This window comes from Streptomyces sp. MAI_2237, from assembly GCF_054189285.1.
The window spans coordinates 2,319,830-2,342,511 of sequence record NZ_JAJPGQ010000003.1 but is presented as its reverse complement, the minus strand read 5'-3'; the positions used below and the strand labels follow the sequence as shown (position 1 = coordinate 2,342,511).

22 protein-coding genes and 2 riboswitches are annotated in these 22,682 nt (G+C 69.7%); of the genes, 9 read left to right on the top strand and 13 right to left on the bottom strand.

Going from position 1 to position 22,682, the window contains the following annotated elements:
• Nucleotides 1-86 precede the first annotated feature (86 nt).
• On the top strand, nt 87-1,304 hold the full coding sequence (locus tag LN251_RS21280; RefSeq protein WP_458246767.1) for an alpha/beta hydrolase: 1,218 nt from the start codon (nt 87-89) through the stop codon (nt 1,302-1,304).
• Here LN251_RS21280 and LN251_RS21275 read toward each other — a convergent pair.
• Together LN251_RS21275 and LN251_RS21270 are read right to left on the bottom strand one after the other, a co-directional pair.
• On the bottom strand, nt 1,213-1,869 hold the full coding sequence (locus LN251_RS21275) for a trimeric intracellular cation channel family protein (protein WP_058923045.1): 657 nt from the start codon (nt 1,867-1,869) through the stop codon (nt 1,213-1,215). The genes LN251_RS21280 and LN251_RS21275 overlap by 92 nt on opposite strands.
• Nucleotides 1,870-1,892: 23 nt before the next feature.
• On the bottom strand, nt 1,893-3,284 hold the full coding sequence (locus tag LN251_RS21270) for a M1 family metallopeptidase (protein ID WP_458245776.1): 1,392 nt from the start codon (nt 3,282-3,284) through the stop codon (nt 1,893-1,895).
• Nucleotides 3,285-3,437: 153 nt separating this feature from the next.
• Here LN251_RS21270 and LN251_RS21265 point away from each other — a divergent pair, with 153 nt between their 5' ends.
• Nucleotides 3,438-3,731 (top strand): hypothetical protein, encoded by a 294-nt coding sequence (locus tag LN251_RS21265; RefSeq protein WP_458245775.1) that lies wholly within the window; start codon nt 3,438-3,440, stop codon nt 3,729-3,731.
• Between the two features lie 82 nt (nt 3,732-3,813).
• Here the strand turns inward: LN251_RS21265 and LN251_RS21260 are convergent, their stop codons facing one another.
• From LN251_RS21260 to LN251_RS21225, 8 genes are all read right to left on the bottom strand, one after another.
• Nucleotides 3,814-5,061 carry an ABC transporter ATP-binding protein gene (locus LN251_RS21260; RefSeq protein ID WP_458245774.1) on the bottom strand — a complete coding sequence of 416 codons (1,248 nt, stop codon included), beginning with the start codon at nt 5,059-5,061 and terminating at the stop codon, nt 3,814-3,816.
• Between the two features lie 14 nt (nt 5,062-5,075).
• Nucleotides 5,076-6,173, bottom strand: coding sequence for an ABC transporter ATP-binding protein (locus tag LN251_RS21255; RefSeq protein WP_458245773.1), 1,098 nt, complete (start codon nt 6,171-6,173; stop codon nt 5,076-5,078).
• Entirely contained in the window at nt 6,170-7,168 is a 999-nt protein-coding gene (locus LN251_RS21250) for an ABC transporter permease (protein WP_058923049.1), read from the bottom strand. Before LN251_RS21250 ends, LN251_RS21255 begins: the two co-directional genes overlap by 4 nt.
• 111 nt (nt 7,169-7,279) lie before the next feature.
• Nucleotides 7,280-9,070, bottom strand: coding sequence for an ABC transporter substrate-binding protein (locus LN251_RS21245; RefSeq protein ID WP_458245772.1), 1,791 nt, complete (start codon nt 9,068-9,070; stop codon nt 7,280-7,282).
• Between the two features lie 68 nt (nt 9,071-9,138).
• On the bottom strand, nt 9,139-10,146 hold the full coding sequence (locus LN251_RS21240; RefSeq protein ID WP_362987878.1) for an ABC transporter permease: 1,008 nt from the start codon (nt 10,144-10,146) through the stop codon (nt 9,139-9,141).
• A gap of 339 nt (nt 10,147-10,485) precedes the next feature.
• Complete coding sequence (locus LN251_RS21235) at nt 10,486-11,250, bottom strand: enhanced serine sensitivity protein SseB C-terminal domain-containing protein (RefSeq protein WP_458246766.1); 765 nt, start codon at nt 11,248-11,250, stop codon at nt 10,486-10,488.
• 134 nt (nt 11,251-11,384) lie between these two features.
• Nucleotides 11,385-12,176 carry an enhanced serine sensitivity protein SseB gene (locus LN251_RS21230; protein ID WP_458245771.1) on the bottom strand — a complete coding sequence of 264 codons (792 nt, stop codon included), beginning with the start codon at nt 12,174-12,176 and terminating at the stop codon, nt 11,385-11,387.
• Nucleotides 12,177-12,853: 677 nt separating this feature from the next.
• A complete protein-coding gene (locus tag LN251_RS21225) occupies nt 12,854-13,522 on the bottom strand; it encodes an AAA family ATPase (RefSeq protein ID WP_458245770.1) in 669 nt (222 codons plus the stop codon).
• Between the two features lie 177 nt (nt 13,523-13,699).
• A riboswitch (glycine riboswitch) is annotated at nt 13,700-13,801 on the top strand.
• Nucleotides 13,802-13,909, top strand: a riboswitch (glycine riboswitch). It begins immediately after the preceding riboswitch.
• A gap of 60 nt (nt 13,910-13,969) precedes the next feature.
• Here LN251_RS21225 and gcvT point away from each other — a divergent pair.
• The 7 genes from gcvT (at nt 13,970) to LN251_RS21190 (ending at nt 20,636) form a co-directional block, all read left to right on the top strand.
• Nucleotides 13,970-15,088, top strand: coding sequence for a glycine cleavage system aminomethyltransferase GcvT (gcvT, locus tag LN251_RS21220; RefSeq protein WP_458245769.1), 1,119 nt, complete (start codon nt 13,970-13,972; stop codon nt 15,086-15,088).
• Between the two features lie 120 nt (nt 15,089-15,208).
• Nucleotides 15,209-15,586 (top strand): glycine cleavage system protein GcvH, encoded by a 378-nt coding sequence (gene gcvH, locus LN251_RS21215; RefSeq protein ID WP_458245768.1) that lies wholly within the window; start codon nt 15,209-15,211, stop codon nt 15,584-15,586.
• 14 nt (nt 15,587-15,600) lie between these two features.
• On the top strand, nt 15,601-16,866 hold the full coding sequence (glyA, locus tag LN251_RS21210) for a serine hydroxymethyltransferase (protein WP_458245767.1): 1,266 nt from the start codon (nt 15,601-15,603) through the stop codon (nt 16,864-16,866).
• 59 nt (nt 16,867-16,925) lie between these two features.
• Complete coding sequence (locus tag LN251_RS21205) at nt 16,926-18,293, top strand: L-serine ammonia-lyase (protein ID WP_458245766.1); 1,368 nt, start codon at nt 16,926-16,928, stop codon at nt 18,291-18,293.
• A 107-nt stretch (nt 18,294-18,400) separates the two neighbouring features.
• Entirely contained in the window at nt 18,401-19,432 is a 1,032-nt protein-coding gene (locus LN251_RS21200) for a phosphatidylinositol-specific phospholipase C domain-containing protein (protein WP_458245765.1), read from the top strand.
• A 61-nt stretch (nt 19,433-19,493) separates the two neighbouring features.
• Entirely contained in the window at nt 19,494-20,051 is a 558-nt protein-coding gene (locus LN251_RS21195) for a GH25 family lysozyme (protein ID WP_458245764.1), read from the top strand.
• Between the two features lie 39 nt (nt 20,052-20,090).
• A complete protein-coding gene (locus LN251_RS21190) occupies nt 20,091-20,636 on the top strand; it encodes an MOSC domain-containing protein (protein WP_458245763.1) in 546 nt (181 codons plus the stop codon).
• Between the two features lie 10 nt (nt 20,637-20,646).
• Here LN251_RS21190 and LN251_RS21185 read toward each other — a convergent pair whose 3' ends face one another.
• From LN251_RS21185 to LN251_RS21175, 3 genes are all read right to left on the bottom strand, one after another.
• On the bottom strand, nt 20,647-21,306 hold the full coding sequence (locus LN251_RS21185) for an NADPH-dependent F420 reductase (protein ID WP_458245762.1): 660 nt from the start codon (nt 21,304-21,306) through the stop codon (nt 20,647-20,649).
• Nucleotides 21,307-21,498: 192 nt separating this feature from the next.
• Nucleotides 21,499-21,711, bottom strand: a complete 213-nt coding sequence (locus LN251_RS21180) for an EF-hand domain-containing protein (RefSeq protein ID WP_450970742.1) — start codon at nt 21,709-21,711, stop codon at nt 21,499-21,501.
• 58 nt (nt 21,712-21,769) lie between these two features.
• On the bottom strand, nt 21,770-22,681 hold the full coding sequence (locus LN251_RS21175; protein ID WP_458245761.1) for a MerR family transcriptional regulator: 912 nt from the start codon (nt 22,679-22,681) through the stop codon (nt 21,770-21,772).
• Nucleotide 22,682: the final 1 nt, after the last annotated feature.

Below are 22,682 nucleotides of genomic sequence, written 5' to 3'. Positions count from 1 at the left end.
GTCTCCTGGGTGAGATACCGGCAATTTCTTGGTAAGTGTCCGTACTCGTCCTCAACCCGGGGCTCTTCCCGGCCCTCTATGGGGACATGAGCCTCACCGGGACTCCGTTCCTCTACACCCTGATCGTGCTGTTCGCGGTCGCCCTGATACTGCCCCTCGTCCTGTGGTCGCGGGTGCGTGGGCCCAAGGCCCTGCGCGCGGTGGCCCGGATGTTCATGGTGCTGTTCGCCCAGGGCACCGCGGTCGCGCTGGTCTTCGTCCTCGTCAACAACGCCAACAGCCTGTACGACAACTGGGCCGACCTCCTCGGCACCGGCAACCACGTCCAGCAGGCCGCCAACCTCGGCGCCGACGGCACCGGCGGCATCGCGCTGAAACGGTTGCCCAAGGTGAAGCAGACCTTCACCGCGACGACCGGACCGGGCATGCGCGGAGTGCGCGTCACCCAGCTCAAGGGCCGCGTCTCCGGCGTCAACGCCGAGGTCTACGTCTGGCTGCCGCCCCAGTACGGCGAGCCGAAGTACGCCCACCACAAGTTCCCCGTCGTCGAGCTGCTGCCCGGCTACCCCGGCTCCGCGAAGGCATGGTTCGGCTCGCTGCACGCGACCGCGCAACTGGCGCCGCTGATGCGCCGCGGCGAGGTCTCGCCGTTCATCCTGGTCGCCCCGCGCACCAACCTGCTGGCCGGCGTCGACACGGGCTGCGCCAACATCCCCGGCACCGTCAACGCCGACAGCTGGCTGAGCATCGACGTGCCGAAGATGGTCACGGACAACTTCCGCGCGCAGCCCGCCCCCAGGGGCTGGGCGGTCGCCGGGTACTCGGCGGGCGCGCACTGCGCGGTGAAGCTGGCCGTCGCCCACCCGGACCGCTACATGGCCGCGGTCAGCATGTCCGGCTACAACGACCCGATCGGCGAACGCAACTCCCTCGCCGCACAGAACCTGCGCATCCGGGCGCAGAACAACCCCTATCTGCTGCTGAAGAAGGCGCTCACACCGCCTCGTATCGCGCTGTACATCTCCGGCCAGCCGCGCGACGGCTACGAGGCGGGGGTCGCCCTGGAACAGACCGCCAAGGCCCCGACGACGGTCCACGTGATCTTCATACCGAGAAGCGCGGGCGGCCACAACATGGCGCTGTGGCGGCCGCAGGTGGTCCCGGCGTTCCGCTGGCTGTCGGTGCAGATGGGCCAGCACCGGGCGCGCGGCACTACTCCTCCCGCACCGTCGAGCGGCGGTTCCACGCACGCGGCGCTCGCCAGTGGTACCGCATCGCGAGCAGGCGCAGGACGAAGGCCGTGACGACCGCGAGGCCGCTGGTGAACGGGGTGAGGGCGTCGTAGCGGATGCACAGCACGACCATGGTGGCGCCGACGATCGCGGGGACCGCGTAGAGGTCGCGGTCCCAGCGCAGCAGGGACGGCACCTCGTTGGCGAGGACGTCGCGCAGCACACCGCCGCCGACGGCGGTGGCGAGGCCGAGGGTGGCCGACGAGGTGAGGCTCAGCCCGTACTCGTACGCCTTCGTCGTGCCGGCGACGCAGAACAGGCCGAGGCCGGCCGCGTCGAAGACGTTCACCGCGACCTGGATGCGCTCCACCTGCGGATGCAGGAAGACGACCAGGAGCGCGGCGAGCAGCGGGGTGAGGAAGTAGCCGAGATCGGTGAAGGCGGCCGGCGGTACGGCGCCGATGACCAGGTCCCGGAACAGCCCTCCGCCCAGCGCGGTGACCTCGGCGAGGACGGCGATGCCGAAGACGTCGAAGTTCTTGCGGACGGCCAGCAGCGCGCCGGAGATGGCGAACACGAAGATGCCGATGAGATCGAGCGTGTGCTGGACGGAGGGGCTGAACAGTTGCTGGAGCACCCCACATTCTTACGCAGGGGTTTTCACAGGGCGGGCCTGCCCGTCGTGTAGAGCCACTTCTGGAAGAGGTCGTCCAGCTTCTGGCCGGAGACCTTCTCGGCGAGCGCGACGAACTGGGCGGTGTTCGCGTTGCCGTACCGGTGGAGCCTGGTCCAGGCCGGCAGCAGCCGGAAGAACGCCTTGTCGCCGATGCGCTCGCGCAGTGCCTGCAGGGTCATCGCGCCGCGCTGGTAGACCGCGGAGGCGAACATGGTGTCGCGCTGCGGGTCGGCGACGGTGATCTGCCAGAACGGGTTGTCGGCGGGACGGGCGTTGTAGGCGGCCAGGAAGGAGTCGTGGGCGCTGCGGGTGCCCTGGTGCTCGGCCCACAGCCACTGGGCGTAGGTGGCGAAGCCCTCGTTGAGCCAGATGTCCTTCCAGCGCTCCACCGACACCGAGTCGCCGAACCACTGGTGGGCCAGCTCGTGCACGATCGTCGTCTCGCTGCGCACGGCCGAGTAGGCCGGCTTGCTCTGCACCTCCAGGGAGAACCCGGCCGCGGGCATGTCGTCGACGATCGCGCCGGTCTCCTCGAAGGGGTAGGGGCCGAAGACCTGCGACCAGTAGTCGGTGGCGGCGGCTGTGACGGCGTACACGTCGACGGTGTTGCTGTTCGCGAGCACCGGGTCGATGGCGACGTAGATCGGGATGCCGGAGGGCGTCCGGCCCGTCCTGACGTCGAACTTGCCGATGGTGGCCGTCGCGAGATAGGTCGCCATGGGCCTGCTCTCGCGCCAGTGCGTGTACGTCGAGCCGCCCTTGTCGTACGTCGAGACCAGCCGGCCGTTGGAGACCCCGGTCAGGCCCTTGGGGGCCTTGATGCGGATGTCGTAGGTGGCCTTGTCGGAGGGGTGGTCGCTGGAGGGGAACCAGGTGGAGGCGGCGTTGGGTTCGCAGGCGACGAAGACGCCGTCGGGGGTCTTCATCCAGCCGTAGTCGGAGCCGAAGATAATGGGGCCGTTCAGGGGCTCGGGGACGCCGCCGTAGGTGACGGCCACCCGGAAGTCCTGCCCTTTGCGCACAACTGCCTTGGGCGTGATGTGCAGTTCGTCGCCGTCGCGGGTGAAGTCGGCGGGTCTGCCGTTCACCTCGACCCGGGTGACCTCCAGTTTCTGCAGGTCGAGATCGAAGGACGACAGGGTCTGGGTGGCGCGGGCGGTGAGGGTCGTACGGCCGTCGAGGCGGTCGGTGTCCGGGTTGTACGCCACGTCGAGGGCGTAGTGCCGGGCGTCGAAGCCGCCGTTGCCGAGCAGCGGGAAGTAGGAGTCGCCGATGCCGGGGGCGCCGGGAGTGGGGGCGGCGGAGGCGGCGACGACAAGGAAAGAGGCCGCCGCCGTCGCGAGGGCCCCTAAGCGTGCCGAACGGGAGAGTGCCATGGACGTCCCTTCGGTGCATGGTCCGATCAGACGGATACGGCGACTCTGCCCACCCCTCGCCCGTCATGTACACGACTTTGCCAACTTGTCATGCGCCATCCACCGGTTGACTCCTGTCCCGGGCCGGACCATTTTTTCTCCGGGGGATTGCTCATGCGCTGCCTCTCCGCCTCGCTGGAGGTCAGCGCGAGCTACCTGTTCGCCTCGGCCAAGGCCTCCGTGAGCGGCACCATCACCAAGTCCGTGGCGGTCACCACCGGCCACACCTACTCGCACGACATCAGCGCCCACAGGTACGGCTACCTGCAGTACGGCTCCAACGGCTACAGGGTCGGCCGGCAGTCGAACCGTACGACCTCCAACTGCTCCACCACGGTGCCGGCGACCGGCATGGCCAAGCTTCCGGCGACGTCGGTCGGCTGGCACTACTGGGAGACGGAGTCCTGACCTCAGAAAGCCGCACGGTGCGCGAAATGCCCCGGCAGTCCTTTCGGATTGCCGGGGCATTTCGTTCTGACGAATTCGCCGCCTACTTTTCGGCGTCGGTCTCCGGATTTTCGGAATCCGCGGCGGGCGCCTGCTCGCCCAGCTCCTCCGGGGTGGCCTCGGCATCGTGTTCCGCGACCTCCGCCGCCACCGCCGCCGACGTCTCCGCCGACTCCGCGAGGATCTCGTCGGAGACCAGCTCGGCGGCCTCCTTGGCCGCGGTCAGCAGGACGGTGTCCTGCGGCGCCTGGTCCGCGAAGTTCTCCGGGTGGTGGCAGGCGACCTGCTGGCCGGGCTTGAGCTCGACGAGCTTCGGCTCGGTCGTCCGGCAGATCTCCGTCGCCTTCCAGCACCGGGTGTGGAAGCGGCAGCCGCTCGGCGGGGAGATCGGGGAGGGCACGTCGCCCTTGAGCAGGATGCGCTCGCTCTTGGCGTTCCTGCGCCGCGGGTCCGGGATCGGCACCGCCGACATCAGGGCCTTGGTGTACGGGTGCATCGGCGCCCGGTACAGCGAGTCCCGGTCCGCCAGCTCGACGATCTTGCCCAGGTACATCACCGCGATGCGGTCCGAGACGTGCCGGACGACCGAGAGGTCGTGCGCGATGATCACGTACGTCAGGCCGAGCTCCTCCTGGAGGTCGTCCATGAGGTTCACGACCTGCGCCTGGATCGACACGTCCAGCGCGGAGACCGGCTCGTCCGCCACGACCAGCTTCGGCTTCAGGGCGAGCGCGCGGGCGATGCCGATGCGCTGGCGCTGACCGCCGGAGAACTCGTGCGGGTAGCGGTTGTAGTGCTCGGGGTTCAGACCGACCACCGACAGCAGCCGCTGGACCTCCTTCTTGACCCCGCCCTCCGGCTCGACGCCCTGGAGCCGGAACGGGGCTCCGATGATCGTGCCGATGGTGTGGCGCGGGTTCAGCGAGGAGTACGGGTCCTGGAAGATCATCTGCACGTCACGACGCATCGGGCGCATCCCGCCCACGCCGAGGTGCGTGATGTCCTTGCCCTCGAACTCGATGGAGCCGGCGGTCGGTTCGAGCAGCCGGGTGATCAGCCGGCCCATCGTCGACTTGCCGCAGCCCGACTCGCCCACGACACCGAGGGTCTCGCCGGAGCGGACCTCGAAGTCGATGCCGTCGACCGCGCGCACGGCGCCGACCTGCCGCTGCAGCAGGCCCTTCTTGATCGGGAAGTGCTTCTGGAGCCCGGTCACCTTCAGCAGGGTCTCGCCCGGCGCGACCCCGTCCTTGACGGCCGCCGCGCCCTCGCTCTTCGCGGGAGTGGTCACAGCTTTGTCCTCGCTCACAGCTTCGGCGCAATCTCTTCGGTCCAGATACGCTCCCGCTGCTCCTGCGTCAGATGACAGGCGGCCCAGTGCTGGCTGCCGACCTCGGTCAGCTCGGGGCGCACCGTGCGGGTGACGTTGTCCTTCGGGATGTCCGCGTAGGGGCAGCGCGGGTTGAAGGCGCAGCCGGACGGGATGTTGATCAGCGAGGGCGGGGAGCCCTTGACCGGGGTGAGCCGCTCCTGCTGCTCGCGGTCCAGGCGCGGCATCGAGCCGAGCAGGCCCCAGGTGTAGGGGTGGCGGGGCTCGTAGAACACCTTCTCCGCCGGGCCCCGCTCCACGCAGCGGCCGCCGTACATCACCAGGATGTCGTCGGCCAGCTCGGCGACGACGCCCAGGTCGTGGGTGATGATGATGACCGCGGAGCCGAACTCCTTCTGCAGGTCCCGGATCAGGTCCAGGATCTGCGCCTGGACGGTCACGTCCAGGGCGGTCGTCGGCTCGTCCGCGATGAGCAGCTCGGGGTTGTTCACCAGCGACATCGCGATCATCGCGCGCTGGCGCATACCGCCGGAGAACTCGTGCGGGTAGTTGTCCACCCGCTTGTCGGGCTGCGGGATCCCCACCCGGTCGAGCATCTCGACCGCGCGCCTCTTCGCGGTCTTCTTGTCGACGTCGTGGTGGATGCGGTACGCCTCCACGATCTGCTGACCGATCGTGTAGTACGGGTGCAGGGCCGACAGCGGGTCCTGGAAGATCATGGACATCTCGCGGCCGCGGAGCTTGCGCACCTCGTCCGGGTCGGCGGACAGCAGTTCGGTGCCGTCCAGCCAGATCTCGCCGGAGATCTGCGCCTTGCGCTTGCCGTACTGGCCGGCGGTGTGCAGGCCCATGATGCCGAGCGAGGTCACCGACTTGCCGGAGCCGGACTCGCCCACGATGCCGAGGGTCTTGCCCTTCTCCAGCTTGAAGGAGAGCCCGTCGACGGACTTCACCAGGCCGTCGTCGGTCGGGAAGTGCACCTTCAGGTCGCGCACTTCCAGGAAGGACGTCGGGGCGGGCGAGGTGCTCGTGGGCTCGCCCACGGCAGCTCCGCTCTTGCTCAGTTCCGTCATGCGAGCCTCACTCGGGGGTCGATCACGGCGTACAGGACGTCCACCACGAGGTTGGCGATCAGCACCGCGAGAGAAGTGATCAGGGTGACGCCCAGGATGATGGGCAGGTCCTGGGTCTTGATGGCGTTGAGCACCGCCTGGCCGAGGCCGGGCAGGCTGAACGTCGTCTCGGTCAGGATCGCGCCGCCGATGAGGGCGCCGAGGTCCATGCCGAGCATGGTGAGGATGGGCGTCATCGTGGAGCGCATGGCGTGCTTGCTGATGACGACCTGCTCCTTGAGGCCCTTCGCGCGCGCCGTGCGGATGTAGTCCTCACCGAGGATCTCCAGCATGGTGGCGCGGGTGATGCGGGCGTACATCGCCGCGTACAGGAACGCGAGGGTGACCCACGGCAGGATCATGCCGCCCAGCCAGCCGGTGAAGCTGTCGGTGATGGGCACGTACTTGCCGTCGATCCAGCCGAGGCCGTAGCTGAAGATCGCCAGCGACAGCAGACCGGTGAAGTAGATCGGCAGGGACACACCGCCGAGCGCGATGACCATCGCGCCGCGGTCCCACAGGCTGCCCCGCTTGAGCGCGGAGAGCACACCGGCCGCGACACCGAAGACCAGCCACAGCACGGCGGCACCGAGCGCCAGACCCAGGGTCACCGGGAAGCGGTCGGTGAGCACGGGCCAGACGTCCTGCTCGGTACGGAAGGAGTAGCCGAAGCAGGGCGCGGCGCAGTGGGTGATGTCGCCGCCGGCCGAGTAGGTGCGGCCGACGAAGATGCCCTTGAAGAAGTGCCAGACCTGAACGAAGATCGGGTCGCTCAGTCCCAGCTTCTCGCGCACCGCTGCCACCGACGCGGGGTCGGCCTGCTTGCCCACGAAACTTGAGGCGATGTCCACGCCCGCCCACTTGGGGACGAGGAAGAAGATGCAGAAGACCACCAGGATGATGACCACCAGCATCACTGCGGCGGCGAAGAGCCGCCTGATGAGGTAAGCGAGCACAGCTAACGGCCCGCCGCGGGACCGCGGGCCGCCGGAGGTCTTCCGGTGGCCCACGGTCCCGCCGCGCCGGCCTTCACCTGCCTTTCGTGCCGTTCGGCGGGTGTGCCGGGTTTACTTCGTGGACTTCAGACCGATGTTGACGAAGTCGTAGTAGCCGCTGAAGGCGTTCGACGTGTAGACGTTGCCGATCCGCGAGGAGCGGAAGTTCAGCAGGCGCTCGAAGGTGAAGGGCAGGTAGTACGCGCCCTCGCTCACCTTGTGGTTGATGTCCGTGGCGATCTGGGTCTTCTTCGCCTCGTCCTGCGTACCGATGTACTGGTCGAACAGGCCGTCGATCGTCTTGTCCTTGATCATGGCGAAGTTGTTGTTGCCGCTCTGCAGGATGTAGTGGCTGCTCCACAGCGGGATGCCGTAACCCTGGACGGTCGGGAAGTCAGGACCCCAACCCATGATGATGATGCCGAGCTTCTTCTTCGCCACGTTCGCCGGGGCGCCGATGATGCCGGAGCTCTGCGAACCGTCGTACTGGTAGATGTCGGCGTTGATGCCGACCTTCTTCAGCGACGCCTGCAGGGACGTGGCCGTGGCCACCTCCTGCGCCTTGTTGTTGCGGACGGCGATGGTGGTGCTGAAGCCGTTCGGCTTGCCGCAGGCCTTCAGTTCCTTCTTGGCCAGGTCGGCGTTGCCGTTCTTGTTGGCACCGGAGATGCCGTACGGGTCGTACTTCTGGCCCTCGGAGCCGGCGACCGACGGCGGGAGCATGTTGGTGCCGATGTCACCACCGGCGATCGGGCCACCGCGCGCGGTCTGGATCGAGACGTGGTCGGCGGCGTAGATCACGGCCTTGCGGCAGTGGATGTTGTCGAACGGCTTGACCGTCTGCGGGAAGACCGCGTAGCGGATGAAGCCGGAGACCGGGTTGTCCAGGTTGCCCTTGTGCTGCTTCAGGGCGATCTGGCGCGCCTGCGGGCCGAGACCCGTCTGGCTGGCGTCGATGTCGTAGTCGCCGTTGATCAGACGCTGGTCCGAGTCGTTCTGGTTCGACGAGATGTCCAGCGTGATCTTGTCCGGGTACGCCTTGCGGACCGGGTCCGAGGACGCCTTCCACTCGGTGTTGCGGACCAGCACGAGACCCTTGCCCGGGCTGTACGACTCGAACTTGTACGGGCCGGAGGAGAAGGGGTGCAGCGTGTACTTGGCCTTGGTGTCCTTGTCCTGGCGGATCGGGGACGCCGTGACCATGGCGAGGACCTCGGGGAAGTCCGAGTTCGCCTTGGGCAGGTGGAAGACGATCGTCTTGGCGTCGGGCGTGGAGATCGCCTTCAGGCCGAGCTTGTCCTTCGAGGTGTCCTTGTAGGGACCCTTGTAGGTGTTGTTCGGGTCCAGCATCTGCTGGAGGTAGATCGGACCGCCGGACAGCACGTCCTGCGCCCAGACGCGCTCGATGCCGTACTTGATGTCCTGCGAGGTGATGGGCTTGCCGTCCTCCCACGTGCTGCCGTCACGCAGGTGGAAGGTGTAGGTCTTGCCGTCGGAGGAGACCTGACCCATGTCGGTGGCGAGGTCCGGGGTGAGCTTCGCACCCTCGGCACCCGGCTGGGTCTTGTAGGTCAGCAGCTGACGGCTGTAGTAGCGCGCGAAGTCCCACATGAAGCCGTAGTAGCCACGCGTGGTGTCCCAGAAGTCGGCGTCCTGGGTGCTGACGTACTTGAGGGTGCCGCCCTTCTTGACCTGATCGGCCTGGGCGACCTTGTTGTTCGCGGCGTCGAAGCCGGCCGCGCCGGACGACGAGCCCCCCTTGTCGTTGCCGCCGCCGCACGCTGCCAAGGTCAGCAGCCCGGCGACCGCGGCAGCAGCGGCCAACGCCTGCTTGCGCCGCCCTGAGGTGCGTTGGGTAGTCACGATCTCGGATCCTCCGGTTTTGATGAGAGACCCCGTGCTGGTGCCACGGGACGCTTGCGGTGGGGCGGTCAACGGGAACCCTTCGGGTCCAGCGCGTCCCGCACGCCGTCACCGAAGAGGTTGAAGGCCAGAACGGTGATGAAGATCGCTACGCCCGGGACGATCATGTACATGGGGTCCGAGTCGTAGTAGTCGATCGCGGTCGACAGCATCTGCCCCCACGAGGAGGTGGGCGGCTTGACGCCCACACCCAGGAAGCTCAGTGCCGCCTCGGTGAGGATGTTGGTCGGGATCATCATCGTGGTGTAGACGATGATCGGCGCGACGAGGTTGGGCAGCAGTTCCTTGAACAGGATGTAGAACCGCCCGGCTCCCAGGGACCGTGCCGCCTCCACGTACTCCCGCTCACGCATCGACAGGGTCTGGCCACGCACCACGCGCCCGATGTAGGGCCAGCCGAAGAAACCGATGACCAGGATCATCACGAACACGCGGACGTTCGATCCGGTCAGCCCGAGCATGTCGTTGGGCATGACGGAGACCAGCGCGATGATGAAGAGCAGCTGGGGGAAGGCCAGGAGGCCGTCCATGACGCGGCTGATGACGGAGTCGACCCAGCCGCCGAAGAAACCGGCCAGGATGCCCAGGATCGTGCCGAGGACGACGGCGACGATCGCGGACAGGAAGCCGACGAGGAGCGAGATCCGGGCGCCGTAGAGGACGCGGGCGAAGATGTCGCGGCCGTTGACCGGCTCGACACCGAGCCAGTGCGTTCCGCTGATGCCGCCCAGCGACCCCTTGGGCGTGCTGAACAGGGGGTCGATCAGGCTCTCGTGGTAGGCGTCGGGGTCCTGGCCGTAGGCGCTGGCGATCAGGGGGGCGAACAGCGCGACCAGGATGAGGAGGAGCACGATGATGCCGCCCGACAGGGCGAGCTTGTCCCGCTTCAGGCGCTCCCAGGCGATCCGGCCCAGGGAACGACCCTGTACGGCCTTGGCGCCGGCTGTGGCAACCGCTGCTTCCTCGGCCGCGCTCGGGGCCGCTTCCGCAGTCGGCTCGTGCAATGGTGCCGTCATCTGGCAGGGACCCCTCTTCGATTCAACCGGCGGTGGCCGGCCCGCACTTGCCGCTGTGGCGGCGTGATCAGCCGTCGTACACGGGGACGAAGTCCCCTGGAGCGGGAGTCTTCAACGCTTTGGCGATCTGTTGCCAGACTTGGCGGTGAATGGATGCGTAAACGTGATGCGGGCTGGTGGGTTCCGTTATCCGGACAGTGGGTAACGGGGGCCGGACGAGACTTTTTTCGGACATTTGGTTTACAAGTGGATCAGTCGGCGGTATCTACGCGCGAAGAACGCGCCCTCCGGTCTGAACCAACAGCGGGTGTCTCAGTCTGTGTCGCCCTGGGCGGACGCTCAGTACCCACCCCGCACCGGGGGGTAGCCGTAGCCCGCCGCGGGCGCCTGGGCGGGGGCGGCCGCCGGGGCGTGGGCCTCGCGGTCGTAGAAGGGGCGGGCGCTCGCCCGCATCCATAGCGCGACCGGGTCGAAGTCGTCGGACATCGCCACCGTCGACACCGGCAGCCCGTCGGGTACGGCGCCCACGGACTGCTGCATCATCGCGCGCACCGAGTCGACGGCGCCGGGGCTGGTGTCGTACACGTCCAGGCCGATGGCGAGGTAGGGCGCGCCGAGCGCCGGCTGCACCCAGGCGCGGCGCAGGGAGCGGACTGCGGGGGTGCGGTGGGCGTTCTGCGCGAGGAGGGCGTAGAACTGCGGGATCTCGATGGCCGGCTCCGACAGCCGCAGCGGGCCGGCCGGCTGGCGCTCCAGGCCGGTGGCGATGCGGCGCAGGTCCAGCCAGGGGATGCCGACGCCGCCGCCGGGGGCGTGCGGGTTGAGCCAGAGGCCGAAGTGGTCGGGGTAGAGGGTGCGGGCCACGTCGAGGCCGTCCACCACCTCGTACGACCTGTTCCAGCCGCTGGCGCTCAGTTCCTGGGCGGAGGTCACGCAGGGGGCGTAGCCGTAGCCGTCGACCTCCATGTTCCCGTACTGGGCGTCCGGCGAACCGGCCTGGCCGTGCCACAGGAGCATCCAGACCTGGCCCGAGCCGGGCATCGCGAGGGCGCGGAGGAGTGCCTCGTAGGCGTCGTAGCGCCCGGGCGTCACCTGGCGCAGCATGTGCTCGACGCTGCCGCTGAGGCTCGCGCTCACCTGTCGTACCGCCCCTTCGAGAAGTTGCCCCGCATTGAGTGACAGCTTAAGCGCCCGGTGGCTCGGAACCGGTGGTGCGTACGGCGTCGCCGCCACGCCCGCTAGAGGTGGTCCCTGAGGAAGAAAGGCCGTACGTGGTCGCGCATCCACACCGCCACCGGGTCGTCCGTGACGTCCAGGAGGACCAGGTTGACCGGCCACTGGGTGGGGATCCGGGTCACCGCTCTCTCCAGCGCCTGCAGCGGCAGGGCCCTGAGGTCGCCCTCCCACTGGGAGAGCTCCACGCCGACGAACATGACCGGGTCGGCCGTCTCCACGGCCGCGAGGCAGCGGCGGGCCGTGACGACCACGCCCGTCTCCGCGAACTCCGCCGACGCCGCGGCCAGGAAGTCGACCGGGTCGTCCTGCCAGTCCGGCTCGTAGAGCTTGACCCGGCCGCCGGAGGCGGGGCCGTCGAGGGGGGTGCGGCCCACCCGGCACAGCTCGGCGACCCCGGCGGGCGGCAGCGGGATGCCGACCACGCCGTCGGGGTTCACGAAGAGGCCCACCTGCGGCGGCAGGCCGCGGGCGAAGTCGACCGCCGGGGCGACGGTGTACGCCATGTGGCTGCCGACGACCTGCCGGAACTGCTCCTCGGAGCTGAAGACCGGGACGAAGGCCTGGCCCTCGATCTCCATGGTGGGCAGGTCGACGGGGCCGGTCTGCGCCCCGCCGTTGGGCAGCGGGATCCACAGGTAGCTGCGGCCGAGCACCTCGATGATCCGGCCGCCGGCGGAGGGGACGCCGAGGGAGGCCGACAGCACCTCCTCCAGCTCGTTGCCGGGCCAGCCGCCGTGCGGATGGGGGTGCGCCTGCGTGGGAAAGTCCGCGGGGAGATCCGCTGGGAAGTCCATCTGTCTACGACCGCCTGCTGAGAACCACTGCTGAGGCTGGCAAGGCTAGCGGGTACCGCCGACAGCGGCCCCTTTCCGCGCACGGCCCGGCTCGCAGGGGCCGGGCCCCGGGTGAGGCACGGCCCGCGGTGCGTCGGGTCGCGAACCGGGCGCGGGCCAGGAACCGGGCCCGGGCCCCCACCGGGCGACGCGGGCTCAGGAACCGGGCGCGGGCCCCCGCCGGGCGACGCAGGCCACGAGCCGAGCCCGAGCCGCCGCGGGGCGAATCGCGCCGCAAACCGAGCCCAAGCCGCTGCCGGACGGAACGCACCCCAAGCCGGACCCGAGCCGCTGCCGGACGGAACGCGCCGCAAGCCAAGCCCAAGCAGCTGCCGGACGGAACGCACCCCAAGCCGAACCCGAGCCGCTGCCGGACGGAACGCGCCGCAAACCGAGCCCAAGCAGCTGCCGGACGGAACGCACCCCAAGCCGAACCCGAGCCGCCGCGGGACCACGCCGCAAGCCAAGCCCAAGCCGCCGCGGGACGTAACGCACCCCAAGCCGAACCCGAGCCGCCGCGGGACGGAACGCGCCGCAAACCGAGCCCGAGCCGCTGTGGGGCGGACCTCGCCGCGAGTTGGAGACAGTGTGGTGCGGGGCCGGCGCGTGCCATGAGTCGGGGCGGGGTCGGGGGCGGGTCAGGCCGTGAAGGTGATGGTGGTGAGGGCGTCCGCCGCCGGGCGGTCCACGAGGAGGGCCGAGGTGACGCCCGCGGGGAGGTCCCCGCGCTCGACGGAGCGGATGAGGCGGGCGGCCGCGGTGCGGTGGCGCAGGAAGGCGTAGCGGGAGACCCCCCGGCCGCGCTCGCGCTGGCCCTCCAGCGCGGTGCGCGGGGTGACGTCGAGCAGCAGCAGGTGCAGGGCGCCGCCCCGGCGGCGGGCCTCGCGGGCCAGCCAGTCGCGGACCCAGGCCTGGGTGCCGCAGTCGTGCACGACGACGCCTCCACCCCGGCGCAGGACCCGGCGCAGACCGGCGAAGTGGGCGAGGCGGACCAGGGGGCGGTAGACGCCGTACGGCAGCAGGCGCGGGGCGCGGGCCTCCCAGCGGTCCCGGGTGTCCTGGGAGTCGACGCGCGTCCCGCGCACCGCGCGGTGCATCAGCGTGGACTTGCCGCTGCCGGGCAGGCCGGTGACGACGACGACGTCGCGGGGGCCGAAGAGCAGGGTGTGCGGGCTGCGGCCCGAGCGGTCACGGAGGTCGCGGACGACCGGCGCCGGGACCCGGCCGCACCGCTCGCGAGCCGGGGCCGCGGACTGTTCGGGCAGTGCGAGGGCCGAGGTCGTGGCGTACACCGTGGTCCTGTTCACCGTGATCGTCCTTCCTGCGGGGTCAGGAAAGCTTCTCCCCACTGTTTGTAAAGAGAAGGTAATGCAGGATCTCTCGCGGTTCGGTTCGTTTCCCGCCACAGCCCTGTTACAGATGCGGCCTGCCACCGGCCGGGCGGGGCGTGCAATGATGTGCGCGCCAACTGCATACCGGCCGTTTGAATCCGCGCGGGAGAGTCCCCAGCACGTCTGCGTCGCTGGGGCGCCGAAGGAGCAAGTCCCTCCCTTGAATCTCTCAGGCCCCGTTACCGCGCGGGCGAGGCACATCTGAAAAGCGGGCCGCCGTCCTCGGCGGTCCCACCCACGGTGCAAGCCATGCCGTCCGCGGTCATGGCGAACCTCTCAGGTTCCGATGACAGATGGGGAGGAACGACCTCGCCCGTCATGACTCCGTCCGTCATGTCCGACGCCCTGGGAGACGACCGTCCGATGAGCAGTACCGAAATCCGCCGTACCGCGCTCGATGCCCTGCATCGCTCGCTGGGCGCGACGATGACCGACTTCGCCGGCTGGGACATGCCGCTGCGCTACGGCTCCGAGCGCGACGAGCACCTCGCCGTCCGCACGAAGGCCGGCCTCTTCGACCTCTCCCACATGGGGGAGATCACCGTGACCGGCCCGCAGGCCGCCGCCCTGCTGAACCACGCCCTGGTCGGCAACATCGCCTCGGTCGGCGTGGGCCGCGCCCGCTACACCATGATCTGCCGCGCCGACGGCGGCATCCTGGACGACCTGATCGTCTACCGGCTCGCCGAGACCGAGTACATGGTCGTCGCCAACGCCTCCAACGCCCAGGTGGTGCTGGACGCCCTCACCGAGCGGGCCGCCGGCTTCGACGCCGAGGTGCGCGACGACCGGGACGCCTACGCGCTGATCGCCGTGCAGGGCCCCGAGTCGCCCGGCATCCTCGCCTCCCTCACCGACGCCGACCTCGACGGCCTGAAGTACTACGCCGGCCTGCCGGGCACGGTCGCCGGCGTCCCCGCGCTCATCGCGCGCACCGGCTACACCGGCGAGGACGGCTTCGAGCTGTTCGTGCGGCCCGAACACGCCGTCGAGCTGTGGCAGGCGCTGACCAAGGCCGGCGAGGGCGCCGGGCTCGTCCCCTGCGGGCTGTCCTGCCGGGACACCCTGCGCCTGGAGGCGGGCATGCCGCTGTACGGGCACGAGCTGAACACCGAACTGACTCCCTTCGACGCCGGTCTCGGCCGGGTGGTGAAGTTCGACAAGGAGGGCGACTTCGTGGGCCGCGAGGCCCTGGAGGCGGCCGCCGCGCGGTCGCAGGAGAATCCCCCGCGCGTCCTGGTGGGCCTGGTCGCCGAGGGCCGCCGGGTGCCGCGCGCCGGGTACCCGGTCGTCGCCGGCGGCGAGGTGATCGGCGAGGTCACCTCCGGCGCCCCCTCCCCCACGCTGGGCAAGCCGATCGCCATGGCCTACGTCGACGCCGCGCACGCGGCGCCGGGCACGCCCGGGGTCGGCGTGGACATCCGGGGCACCCATGAGCCGTACGAGGTCGTGGCACTGCCCTTCTACAAGCGGCAGAAGTAGACACTGGAGCCGGGCGGTCTTCCGCACGGACGTGACGCCGAGCACATCCGCCCTGCTCACTCGCGTATCCAGCAGTCCCCCATTCACCAGCACTCCCGCGCGTACAGGAGAATTCAGGCCATGAGCAACCCCCAGCAGCTGCGCTACAGCAAGGAGCACGAGTGGCTGTCGGCCGCCGAGGACGGCGTCTCGACGGTCGGCATCACCGAGTTCGCGGCCAACGCCCTCGGCGACGTCGTCTACGCCCAGCTTCCCGAGGTGGGCTCCGGCGTGACCGCGGGCGAGACCTGCGGCGAGCTGGAGTCGACCAAGTCGGTCAGCGACCTGTACTCCCCCGTCACCGGTGAGGTCACCGAGATCAACGAGGACGTGGTGAACGACCCGTCCCTGGTCAACTCGGCCCCCTTCGAAGGCGGCTGGCTGTTCAAGGTCCGCGTCACCGAGGAGCCGGGCGACCTGCTCTCCGCCGACGAGTACACCGCCCAGAACGCCGGCTGAGGAGCCGTAGACGCATGTCTGTCCTGAACACGCCCCTGCACGAGCTCGACCCGGAGATCGCGGCCGCGGTCGACGCCGAGCTCGGGCGCCAGCAGTCCACCCTCGAGATGATCGCCTCGGAGAACTTCGCTCCGCTGGCCGTCATGGAGGCCCAGGGCTCGGTCCTGACCAACAAGTACGCCGAGGGCTACCCCGGCCGGCGCTACTACGGCGGCTGCGAGCACGTCGACGTCGCCGAGCAGATCGCCATCGACCGGGTGAAGGAGCTGTTCGGCGCCGCGTACGCCAACGTCCAGCCGCACTCCGGTGCCTCCGCCAACCAGGCGGCCCTGTTCGCGCTGGCCAAGCCCGGCGACACCATCCTGGGTCTGGACCTCGCCCACGGCGGGCACCTCACCCACGGGATGCGGCTCAACTTCTCCGGCAAGCAGTTCGACGTGGTCGCCTACCACGTCGACGACGCCGGCCTGGTGGACATGGCCGAGGTGGAGCGGCTCGCCAAGGAGCACCGCCCGAAGGTCATCATCGCGGGCTGGTCGGCGTACCCGCGGCAGCTGGACTTCGCCGAGTTCCGCCGGATCGCCGACGAGGTCGAGGCGTACCTGTGGGTCGACATGGCCCACTTCGCGGGCCTGGTCGCGGCGGGGCTGCACCCCAACCCGGTGCCGTACGCGGACGTGGTCACCTCCACCACGCACAAGACGCTCGGCGGCCCGCGCGGCGGCATCATCCTCGCGCGCAGCACCGACTTCGCGAAGAAGCTGAACTCCTCGGTCTTCCCCGGCTTCCAGGGCGGTCCGCTGGAGCACGTGATCGCGGCGAAGGCGGTGTCCTTCAAGGTCGCCGCGGGCGAGGAGTTCAAGGAGCGCCAGCGGCGTACGGTGGAGGGTGCCCGCATCCTCGCCGAGCGCCTGACGGCCCCCGACGCCCGCGAGGCCGGGGTGAACGTCCTGTCCGGCGGCACGGACGTGCACCTGCTCCTGGTCGACCTGCGCGAGTCCGAGCTGGACGGTCAGCAGGCCGAGGACCGGCTGCACGAGATCGGCATCACGGTCAACCGCAACGCGGTCCCGAACGACCCGCGCCCGCCGATGGTCACGTCGGGGCTGCGGATCGGTACACCGGCACTGGCGACCCGCGGCTTCACGGCCGAGGACTTCGCCGAGGTCGCGGACGTGATCGCCGAGGCGCTGAAGCCGTCGTACGACGCGGCCGGCCTGAAGGCCCGGGTCGAGACCCTGGCCGCCAAGCACCCGCTGTACGCCGGCCTGAACAAGTAAGTCCCCGGTGGGGCACCCGTGAGCCGGGTGCCCCACCACCCCCGCACTGAGGAGTACCCGTGGCCATCTCGGTCTTCGACCTGTTCTCGATCGGCATCGGCCCGTCCAGCTCCCACACGGTCGGCCCGATGCGGGCGGCGCGCATGTTCGCCCGCCGCCTGCGCAACGAGGGCCTGCTGCCCTCCGTCGCCTCGGTGCGCTGTGAGCTGTACGGCTCGCTCGGCGCGACCGGCCACGGGCACGGCACGCCCAAGGCGGTGCTGCTCGGCCTGGAGGGCGCCTCGCCGCGCACGGTGGACGTGGAGACGGCGGACGAGCGGGTGGAGTCGATCAAGGCCGCGGGGCTGCTGAACCTGCTCGGCGAGCACGAGATCCCCTTCTCCTTCGACGACGATCTCGTGCTGCACCGCCGCAAGGCGCTGCCGTACCACGCGAACGGCATGACGGTGTGGGCGTACGACGCCTCGGGCGCCGAAGTGCTGTCGAAGACCTACTACTCGGTGGGCGGCGGCTTCGTCGTCGACGAGGACGCGGTGGGCGCGGACCGCATCAAGCTCGACGACACCGTGCTGAAGTACCCCTTCCGCACCGGTGACGAGCTGCTGCGACTGACCGAGGAGACCGGGCTGTCGATCTCCGCGCTGATGCTGGAGAACGAGAAGGCCTGGCGCACCGAGGAGGAGATACGGGCCGGGCTGCTGGAGATCTGGCGGGTCATGCAGGCCTGCGTGTCCCGCGGCCTGTCCCGGGAGGGCATCCTGCCCGGCGGCCTGCGTGTCAGGCGCCGGGCGTCGATGTCGGCGCGTCAACTGCGCGCCGAGGGTGACGCCCTGGCGCACGCGATGGAGTGGATCACGCTCTACGCGATGGCGGTGAACGAGGAGAACGCGGCGGGCGGCCGCGTGGTCACCGCGCCCACGAACGGCGCGGCCGGCATCATCCCCGCCGTCCTGCACTACTACATCAACTTCGTGCCCGGCGCGGACGAGGACGGCGTGGTCCGCTTCCTGCTGGCCGCCGGCGCCATCGGCATGCTCTTCAAGGAGAACGCCTCCATCTCCGGCGCCGAGGTCGGCTGCCAGGGCGAGGTCGGCTCGGCCTGCTCGATGGCGGCGGGCGCCCTCGCCGAGGTCCTCGGCGGCTCCCCCGAGCAGGTCGAGAACGCGGCCGAGATCGGCATGGAGCACAACCTGGGCCTGACCTGCGACCCGGTCGGCGGCCTGGTCCAGATCCCGTGCATCGAGCGCAACGGCATGGCCGCGGTGAAGGCGGTCACGGCCGCGAAGATGGCCATGCGCGGCGACGGCTCCCACAAGGTCTCCCTCGACAAGGTCATCAAGACCATGAAGGACACCGGCGCCGACATGAGCGTCAAGTACAAGGAAACGGCCCGCGGCGGCCTCGCCGTGAACATCATCGAGTGCTGAACTCCCGCGTGCCGAAAGGCGAATGACGTTCCCCCCGGGTCTACCCATCAGTAACCGTCTGCCCCTACGCTGCCGCCAACTCGGTGATGGCGAAGGGGATTTGACGTATGCGCGTGGTGAGACGGCTGGCGGCGCTGGTGGGCGCGGCCGCGATGCTGATGGCGGTACCGGGCAACGCTCATGCGGCGTCGCCGAAGTTCTCGGAGACGACGGCGATCGGGACGCACAACGCGTACGAGAAGGCCAAGTACACCTACTGGGCACAGGCGTTGGACTCCGGTGCCTCGCTGCTGGAGCTGGACGTGTACGCGGACAGCCTGAGCAGGCGGTGGCGGGTGAGCCACAGCAATCCGCTCGGCAACGACAACAACTGCGAGAAGGCGGCCACGCCGGCCGATCTGTACAGCAAGAGCCGCAACCAGGACCTCGGCAGCTGCCTGGACAACATGGCGGCCTGGCAGCAGCTCCATCCCGACCACGCGCCGGTCGTCGTGAAGGTCGAGCTGAAGGTCGGCTTCAACAACAACGTCGGCCTCGGTCCTGACGAGTTCGACACCCTGGTCCGGAACAAGCTGGGCGGCAGCGTCTTCAAGCCGGCCGACCTGCTCGGTTCCTCCTACTCCACGCTCGACGCGGCGGCGAAGGCCAATGCGTGGCCGACGCGGGACGCGATGAGGGGCAAGTTCCTCTTCGAGCTCATCCCCGGCACGGTCGAGCAGCAGAACCCCTTCGACCACTACTGGACCGACGAGGAGTACGGCGACCATCTGCGCGACCTGTACGCGGCGGGGAACATCGCGGAGGCGCAGGCCTTCCCCGCGGTGCTCGGCGCGGAGAACGGCGACCCGCGCGTCAGCCGCTACGACAGCTCCATCCGGCCGTGGTTCGTCTTCTTCGACGGTGACGCGGCGTCGTACGTCGACAACGGCTACGACACGTCCTTCTACTCCACGAACCACTACATCCTGATCATGACGGACGCGGCCGGCGTCTCCCCGGCCATCTCCTCGACCGCCCCGACGGACGCCGAAGTGGCCGCCAGGCTGGCGCTGCTGGCCGGGGACCACGCGAGTCTCATCACCTCGGACTGGGCGGCGAAGCCGGCGTCCGTCCTGAGTTCGGTGGCCGCGAGAAGTTGACGTCCTAAAGTATGGGGTGCTGCAACTCCTCTCCCCACGACGGCACTTCAGGGAGTCCCCCATGCTGCACGGTATCGACGTCAGCGCGTTCCAGTCCGCCTCGTACGGCACGGACGGCCTCTCCTTCGCCTTCGTCAAGGCGACGGAGGGCCGTTCGTACGTCAACCCCAGACTCGCCGCGCAGACGAAGACCGCCCGCGACGCGGGCCTGGTCGTCGGCTTCTACCACTTCCTGTGGCCCGGCGACCTCCAGGCCCAGGCCGAGTACTTCGTCGGCCACGCCCCCGAGAGGGCGGGCGACATCCTCGCGGTGGACTGGGAGACGACGAGCTCCGGGACGCACGCGAGCAACGCGGAGAAGGACTCGTTCATCCGCAAGGTGAAGGCGCTCCGGCCGCACCTCCGGGTGATCCTGTACGCCAACCGCAACTTCTGGCTCGACATCGACCGCACCTCCTACGCCGGCGACGGCCTGTGGATCGCCGACTACGTCACGGCGGGCAAGCCCCGCATCACGGCCAGGTGGCGCTTCCACCAGTACTCCAGCGAGCCGCACGACAAGGACGTCGCGGACTTCGCGAGCAAGGCGGCACTGAAGGAGTGGGCCGCGGGCGCCTGAGTGAGAGATCATTCCCCGTAGGGACGAGGGGAGATTCTCATGTCGGGTGGGTCGGTCGCCGCGGTCAGCAGCAACGGCACGTATTCGTTCACCAAGCCGAACCGGGACAGCATCACGCTGCTCGAGGGGCTGGGCGTCGAGGGTGATGTGCACGCCGGGGTGACGGTGAAGCACCGGTCACGGGTGGCCCGGGACCCCTCGCAGCCGAACCTGCGGCAGGTGCACCTCATGCACGAGGAGCTGTTCGACGAGGTCCGGGAGGCCGGGTTCGAGGTCGCGGCCGGCCAGCTCGGGGAGAACGTCACCACACGCGGGATCGACCTGCTGGGCCTGCCGGTCGGCACGCTGCTGCGGCTCGGGGACGAGGCGGTCGTAAAGGTGACCGGGCTGCGCAATCCGTGTCTGCAGATCGACAACTTCCGCAGCGGGCTGCTGAAGCAGGTCGTCGGGCGGGACGCGGACGGCTCGGTCCGGCACCGGGCCGGGATCATGGGCGTCGTCGTCAACGGAGGCGTGGTGCGGCCCGGGGACCCGGTCAAGGTGGAGCTGCCGGAGGGGCCGCACCGGCCGTTGGAGATCGTCTGAGCCGGCCGGGTCAGGCCCGCCACTCCGCCGTGCGCTCGGGGCTCGCCGCGGCCAGCGCCTTGGTCACCCCGTCGACGCCCTCGCGCAGGCCGTACACCGGGGTGCCGGGCTGCTGGCGCCAGGAGTCGTCGAGGCCGCCCGCGTCCACGGTGTCGAAGCCGAGCTCGTCGATCAGCGCGCGGACCTTCCGCTTGGCCGCCTCGTCGTCGCCCGCCACCGGCAGCGCCTGCCGGTCGGGGGCGCCGGCCGGCCGCGCGCGCTCCAGGATGTCGATGGCGTACGTGCCGTTGAAGGCCTTGATCACGGGGTGCCCGATCTGCCGCTCGGCCCAGCGGCTCTCGGTGAGGCCCTCGTCCTCGATCCCGGCGATCTTCCCGTCGCGCTGCGGGTAGTAGTTGCCGGTGTCGATCACCGCGACGCCGTCGGCGGCCCCGTCGAGCAGGCCGGAGGGCAGGTCGGGGACGGCCTTCACGGGGACGGTGACGACGACGATGTCCGCGCCCCGCGCCGCCTCCTCCACCGGCACCGCGGTCGCGCCGGTCTCCTCGGCCAGCTCGGTGAGGGTGTGCGGGCCGCGTGAGTTGGCCACGGAGACGTCGTGCCCGAGGGCGGTCAGCCGCCGGGTGAGGTTGCCGCCGATGTTGCCCGCGCCGATGATGCCGATCTTCATGACTGGCCTTGCCTTTCAGTTCGATGCACACGCATACGTCTGGTCGGCGTCAACCCCGGGCCTGTCCGGGCTATTCCGGAACCCGTCCGGACGGGTGAGCCGGGTCCCGGGTACCCGTTCCGGGCGGGGTATCGGGCCGGACATGACGAAGGGGCGCCGGCGCGGAGTGCGCCGGCGCCCCTTCGGCGGGCGTCACTTGTTCAGGTACGCCCAGAACTCGTCGAACGACAGGACCTTGTCGCCGTTGAGGTCGCGGGACTTGATGATGACCTCGGCCACCGACTCGGTGACGTTCCAGTCGCCCCCCTGGGCCAGAGCGGTCTTGAACTCGGCGGCGGTGATGAACCCGTCGCCATCGGTGTCGATCCGCTGGAACTCCTTGCGTGCTGCTTCGATATCGGCCACCGATCCGCCCCTTTTATCCATGTTCCATTGCCGTGCTGGCGTACTGACGCAGGTCAGACTAACCGCCCGGATGTGCCTCCAGTGCGGCGACCACCCACCCGAACTCGTCCTCGAACGTCCGCACCGGTTCGCCCTTGAGCAGACCGAGCAGTTCGCGGTAGCGGGCGAGACGGAGGTTGTGGGTGGCCCGGACCCGTTCGAGGACGTCGGCCCGGTCGGCCCGGCCGAGCAGCTGCCGCAGGACCTCCTCGGCCTCGGGCGACTCGGGTGCGATGTCCTCCTCGCGCGCCCGGCCGACGAGTTGCACGAGCCGCTTGGCGAACCACATGGACGCCCCGGGAGGCGCCCCCTGCCCGCGGTCGGCGTGGTTGAACTCCGCCGCCCGGCGCATCTGCGCCCTGAACTCGGGGTCCTGCACCAGCTCCGCCAGCTCCACCCAGGCGTCGACCTGCTCGGGCGTCGGGTCGTCCGGCAGGTTCACCGCGGTGTTCCGCATCCGCTCGCGGACGTCCGGGTCCACGAGGTCGAGTCCGTGGAACATCTCCTCCACGAACTCCTCCATGATGCGCCGGCGCTCCGCCGCCGACAGCCGTGCCAGTCTGTTCATCAGGGTCATCTCCTCCGCGGTCGAACCGCGTCGCGCCACGGACGACAGCACCGCACGGGTCACCCTCAGCGTGGCGATCTGCGCGTCCAGCGCGACCACGTGGGCCGCCGCGACCTCCGCGACCGTCCGCTCCCCCGCGAGCACCCGGCGCACGTCCTCCAGGCCGAGGCCGAGCTCCCGCAGGGTGCGGATCAGCTCCAGGCGGGCGGCGGACCGGGCGTCGTAGAGCCGGTAGCCGCCCGGGGAGCGGGTCACCGGGGTCAGGACGCCCTCGTCGGACCAGTAGCGGATCGTGCGCACGGTCAGCCCGGTGGACCTGGCGAGCTCGCCGATGGTGAGAAGTCCGGTGCCGTCATCGATCATG

Bases quoted from the DNA above. Each gene is read 5' to 3' on its own strand.
- LN251_RS21190 (WP_458245763.1), top strand. From the start codon at position 20,091: ATGTCGGGTGGGTCGGTCGCCGCGGTCAGCAGCAACGGCACGTATTCG.
- LN251_RS21230 (WP_458245771.1), bottom strand. From the start codon at position 12,176: ATGGACTTCCCAGCGGATCTCCCCGCGGACTTTCCCACGCAGGCGCAC.
- LN251_RS21185 (WP_458245762.1), bottom strand. From the start codon at position 21,306: ATGAAGATCGGCATCATCGGCGCGGGCAACATCGGCGGCAACCTCACC.
- LN251_RS21280 (WP_458246767.1), top strand. From the start codon at position 87: ATGAGCCTCACCGGGACTCCGTTCCTCTACACCCTGATCGTGCTGTTC.
- gcvH (WP_458245768.1), top strand. From the start codon at position 15,209: ATGAGCAACCCCCAGCAGCTGCGCTACAGCAAGGAGCACGAGTGGCTG.
- gcvT (WP_458245769.1), top strand. From the start codon at position 13,970: ATGAGCAGTACCGAAATCCGCCGTACCGCGCTCGATGCCCTGCATCGC.
- LN251_RS21255 (WP_458245773.1), bottom strand. From the start codon at position 6,173: ATGACGGAACTGAGCAAGAGCGGAGCTGCCGTGGGCGAGCCCACGAGC.
- LN251_RS21200 (WP_458245765.1), top strand. From the start codon at position 18,401: ATGCGCGTGGTGAGACGGCTGGCGGCGCTGGTGGGCGCGGCCGCGATG.
- LN251_RS21175 (WP_458245761.1), bottom strand. From the start codon at position 22,681: ATGATCGATGACGGCACCGGACTTCTCACCATCGGCGAGCTCGCCAGG.
- LN251_RS21270 (WP_458245776.1), bottom strand. From the start codon at position 3,284: ATGGCACTCTCCCGTTCGGCACGCTTAGGGGCCCTCGCGACGGCGGCG.
- LN251_RS21265 (WP_458245775.1), top strand. From the start codon at position 3,438: ATGCGCTGCCTCTCCGCCTCGCTGGAGGTCAGCGCGAGCTACCTGTTC.
- LN251_RS21195 (WP_458245764.1), top strand. From the start codon at position 19,494: ATGCTGCACGGTATCGACGTCAGCGCGTTCCAGTCCGCCTCGTACGGC.
- LN251_RS21235 (WP_458246766.1), bottom strand. From the start codon at position 11,250: ATGCTGCGCCAGGTGACGCCCGGGCGCTACGACGCCTACGAGGCACTC.
- glyA (WP_458245767.1), top strand. From the start codon at position 15,601: ATGTCTGTCCTGAACACGCCCCTGCACGAGCTCGACCCGGAGATCGCG.
- LN251_RS21240 (WP_362987878.1), bottom strand. From the start codon at position 10,146: ATGACGGCACCATTGCACGAGCCGACTGCGGAAGCGGCCCCGAGCGCG.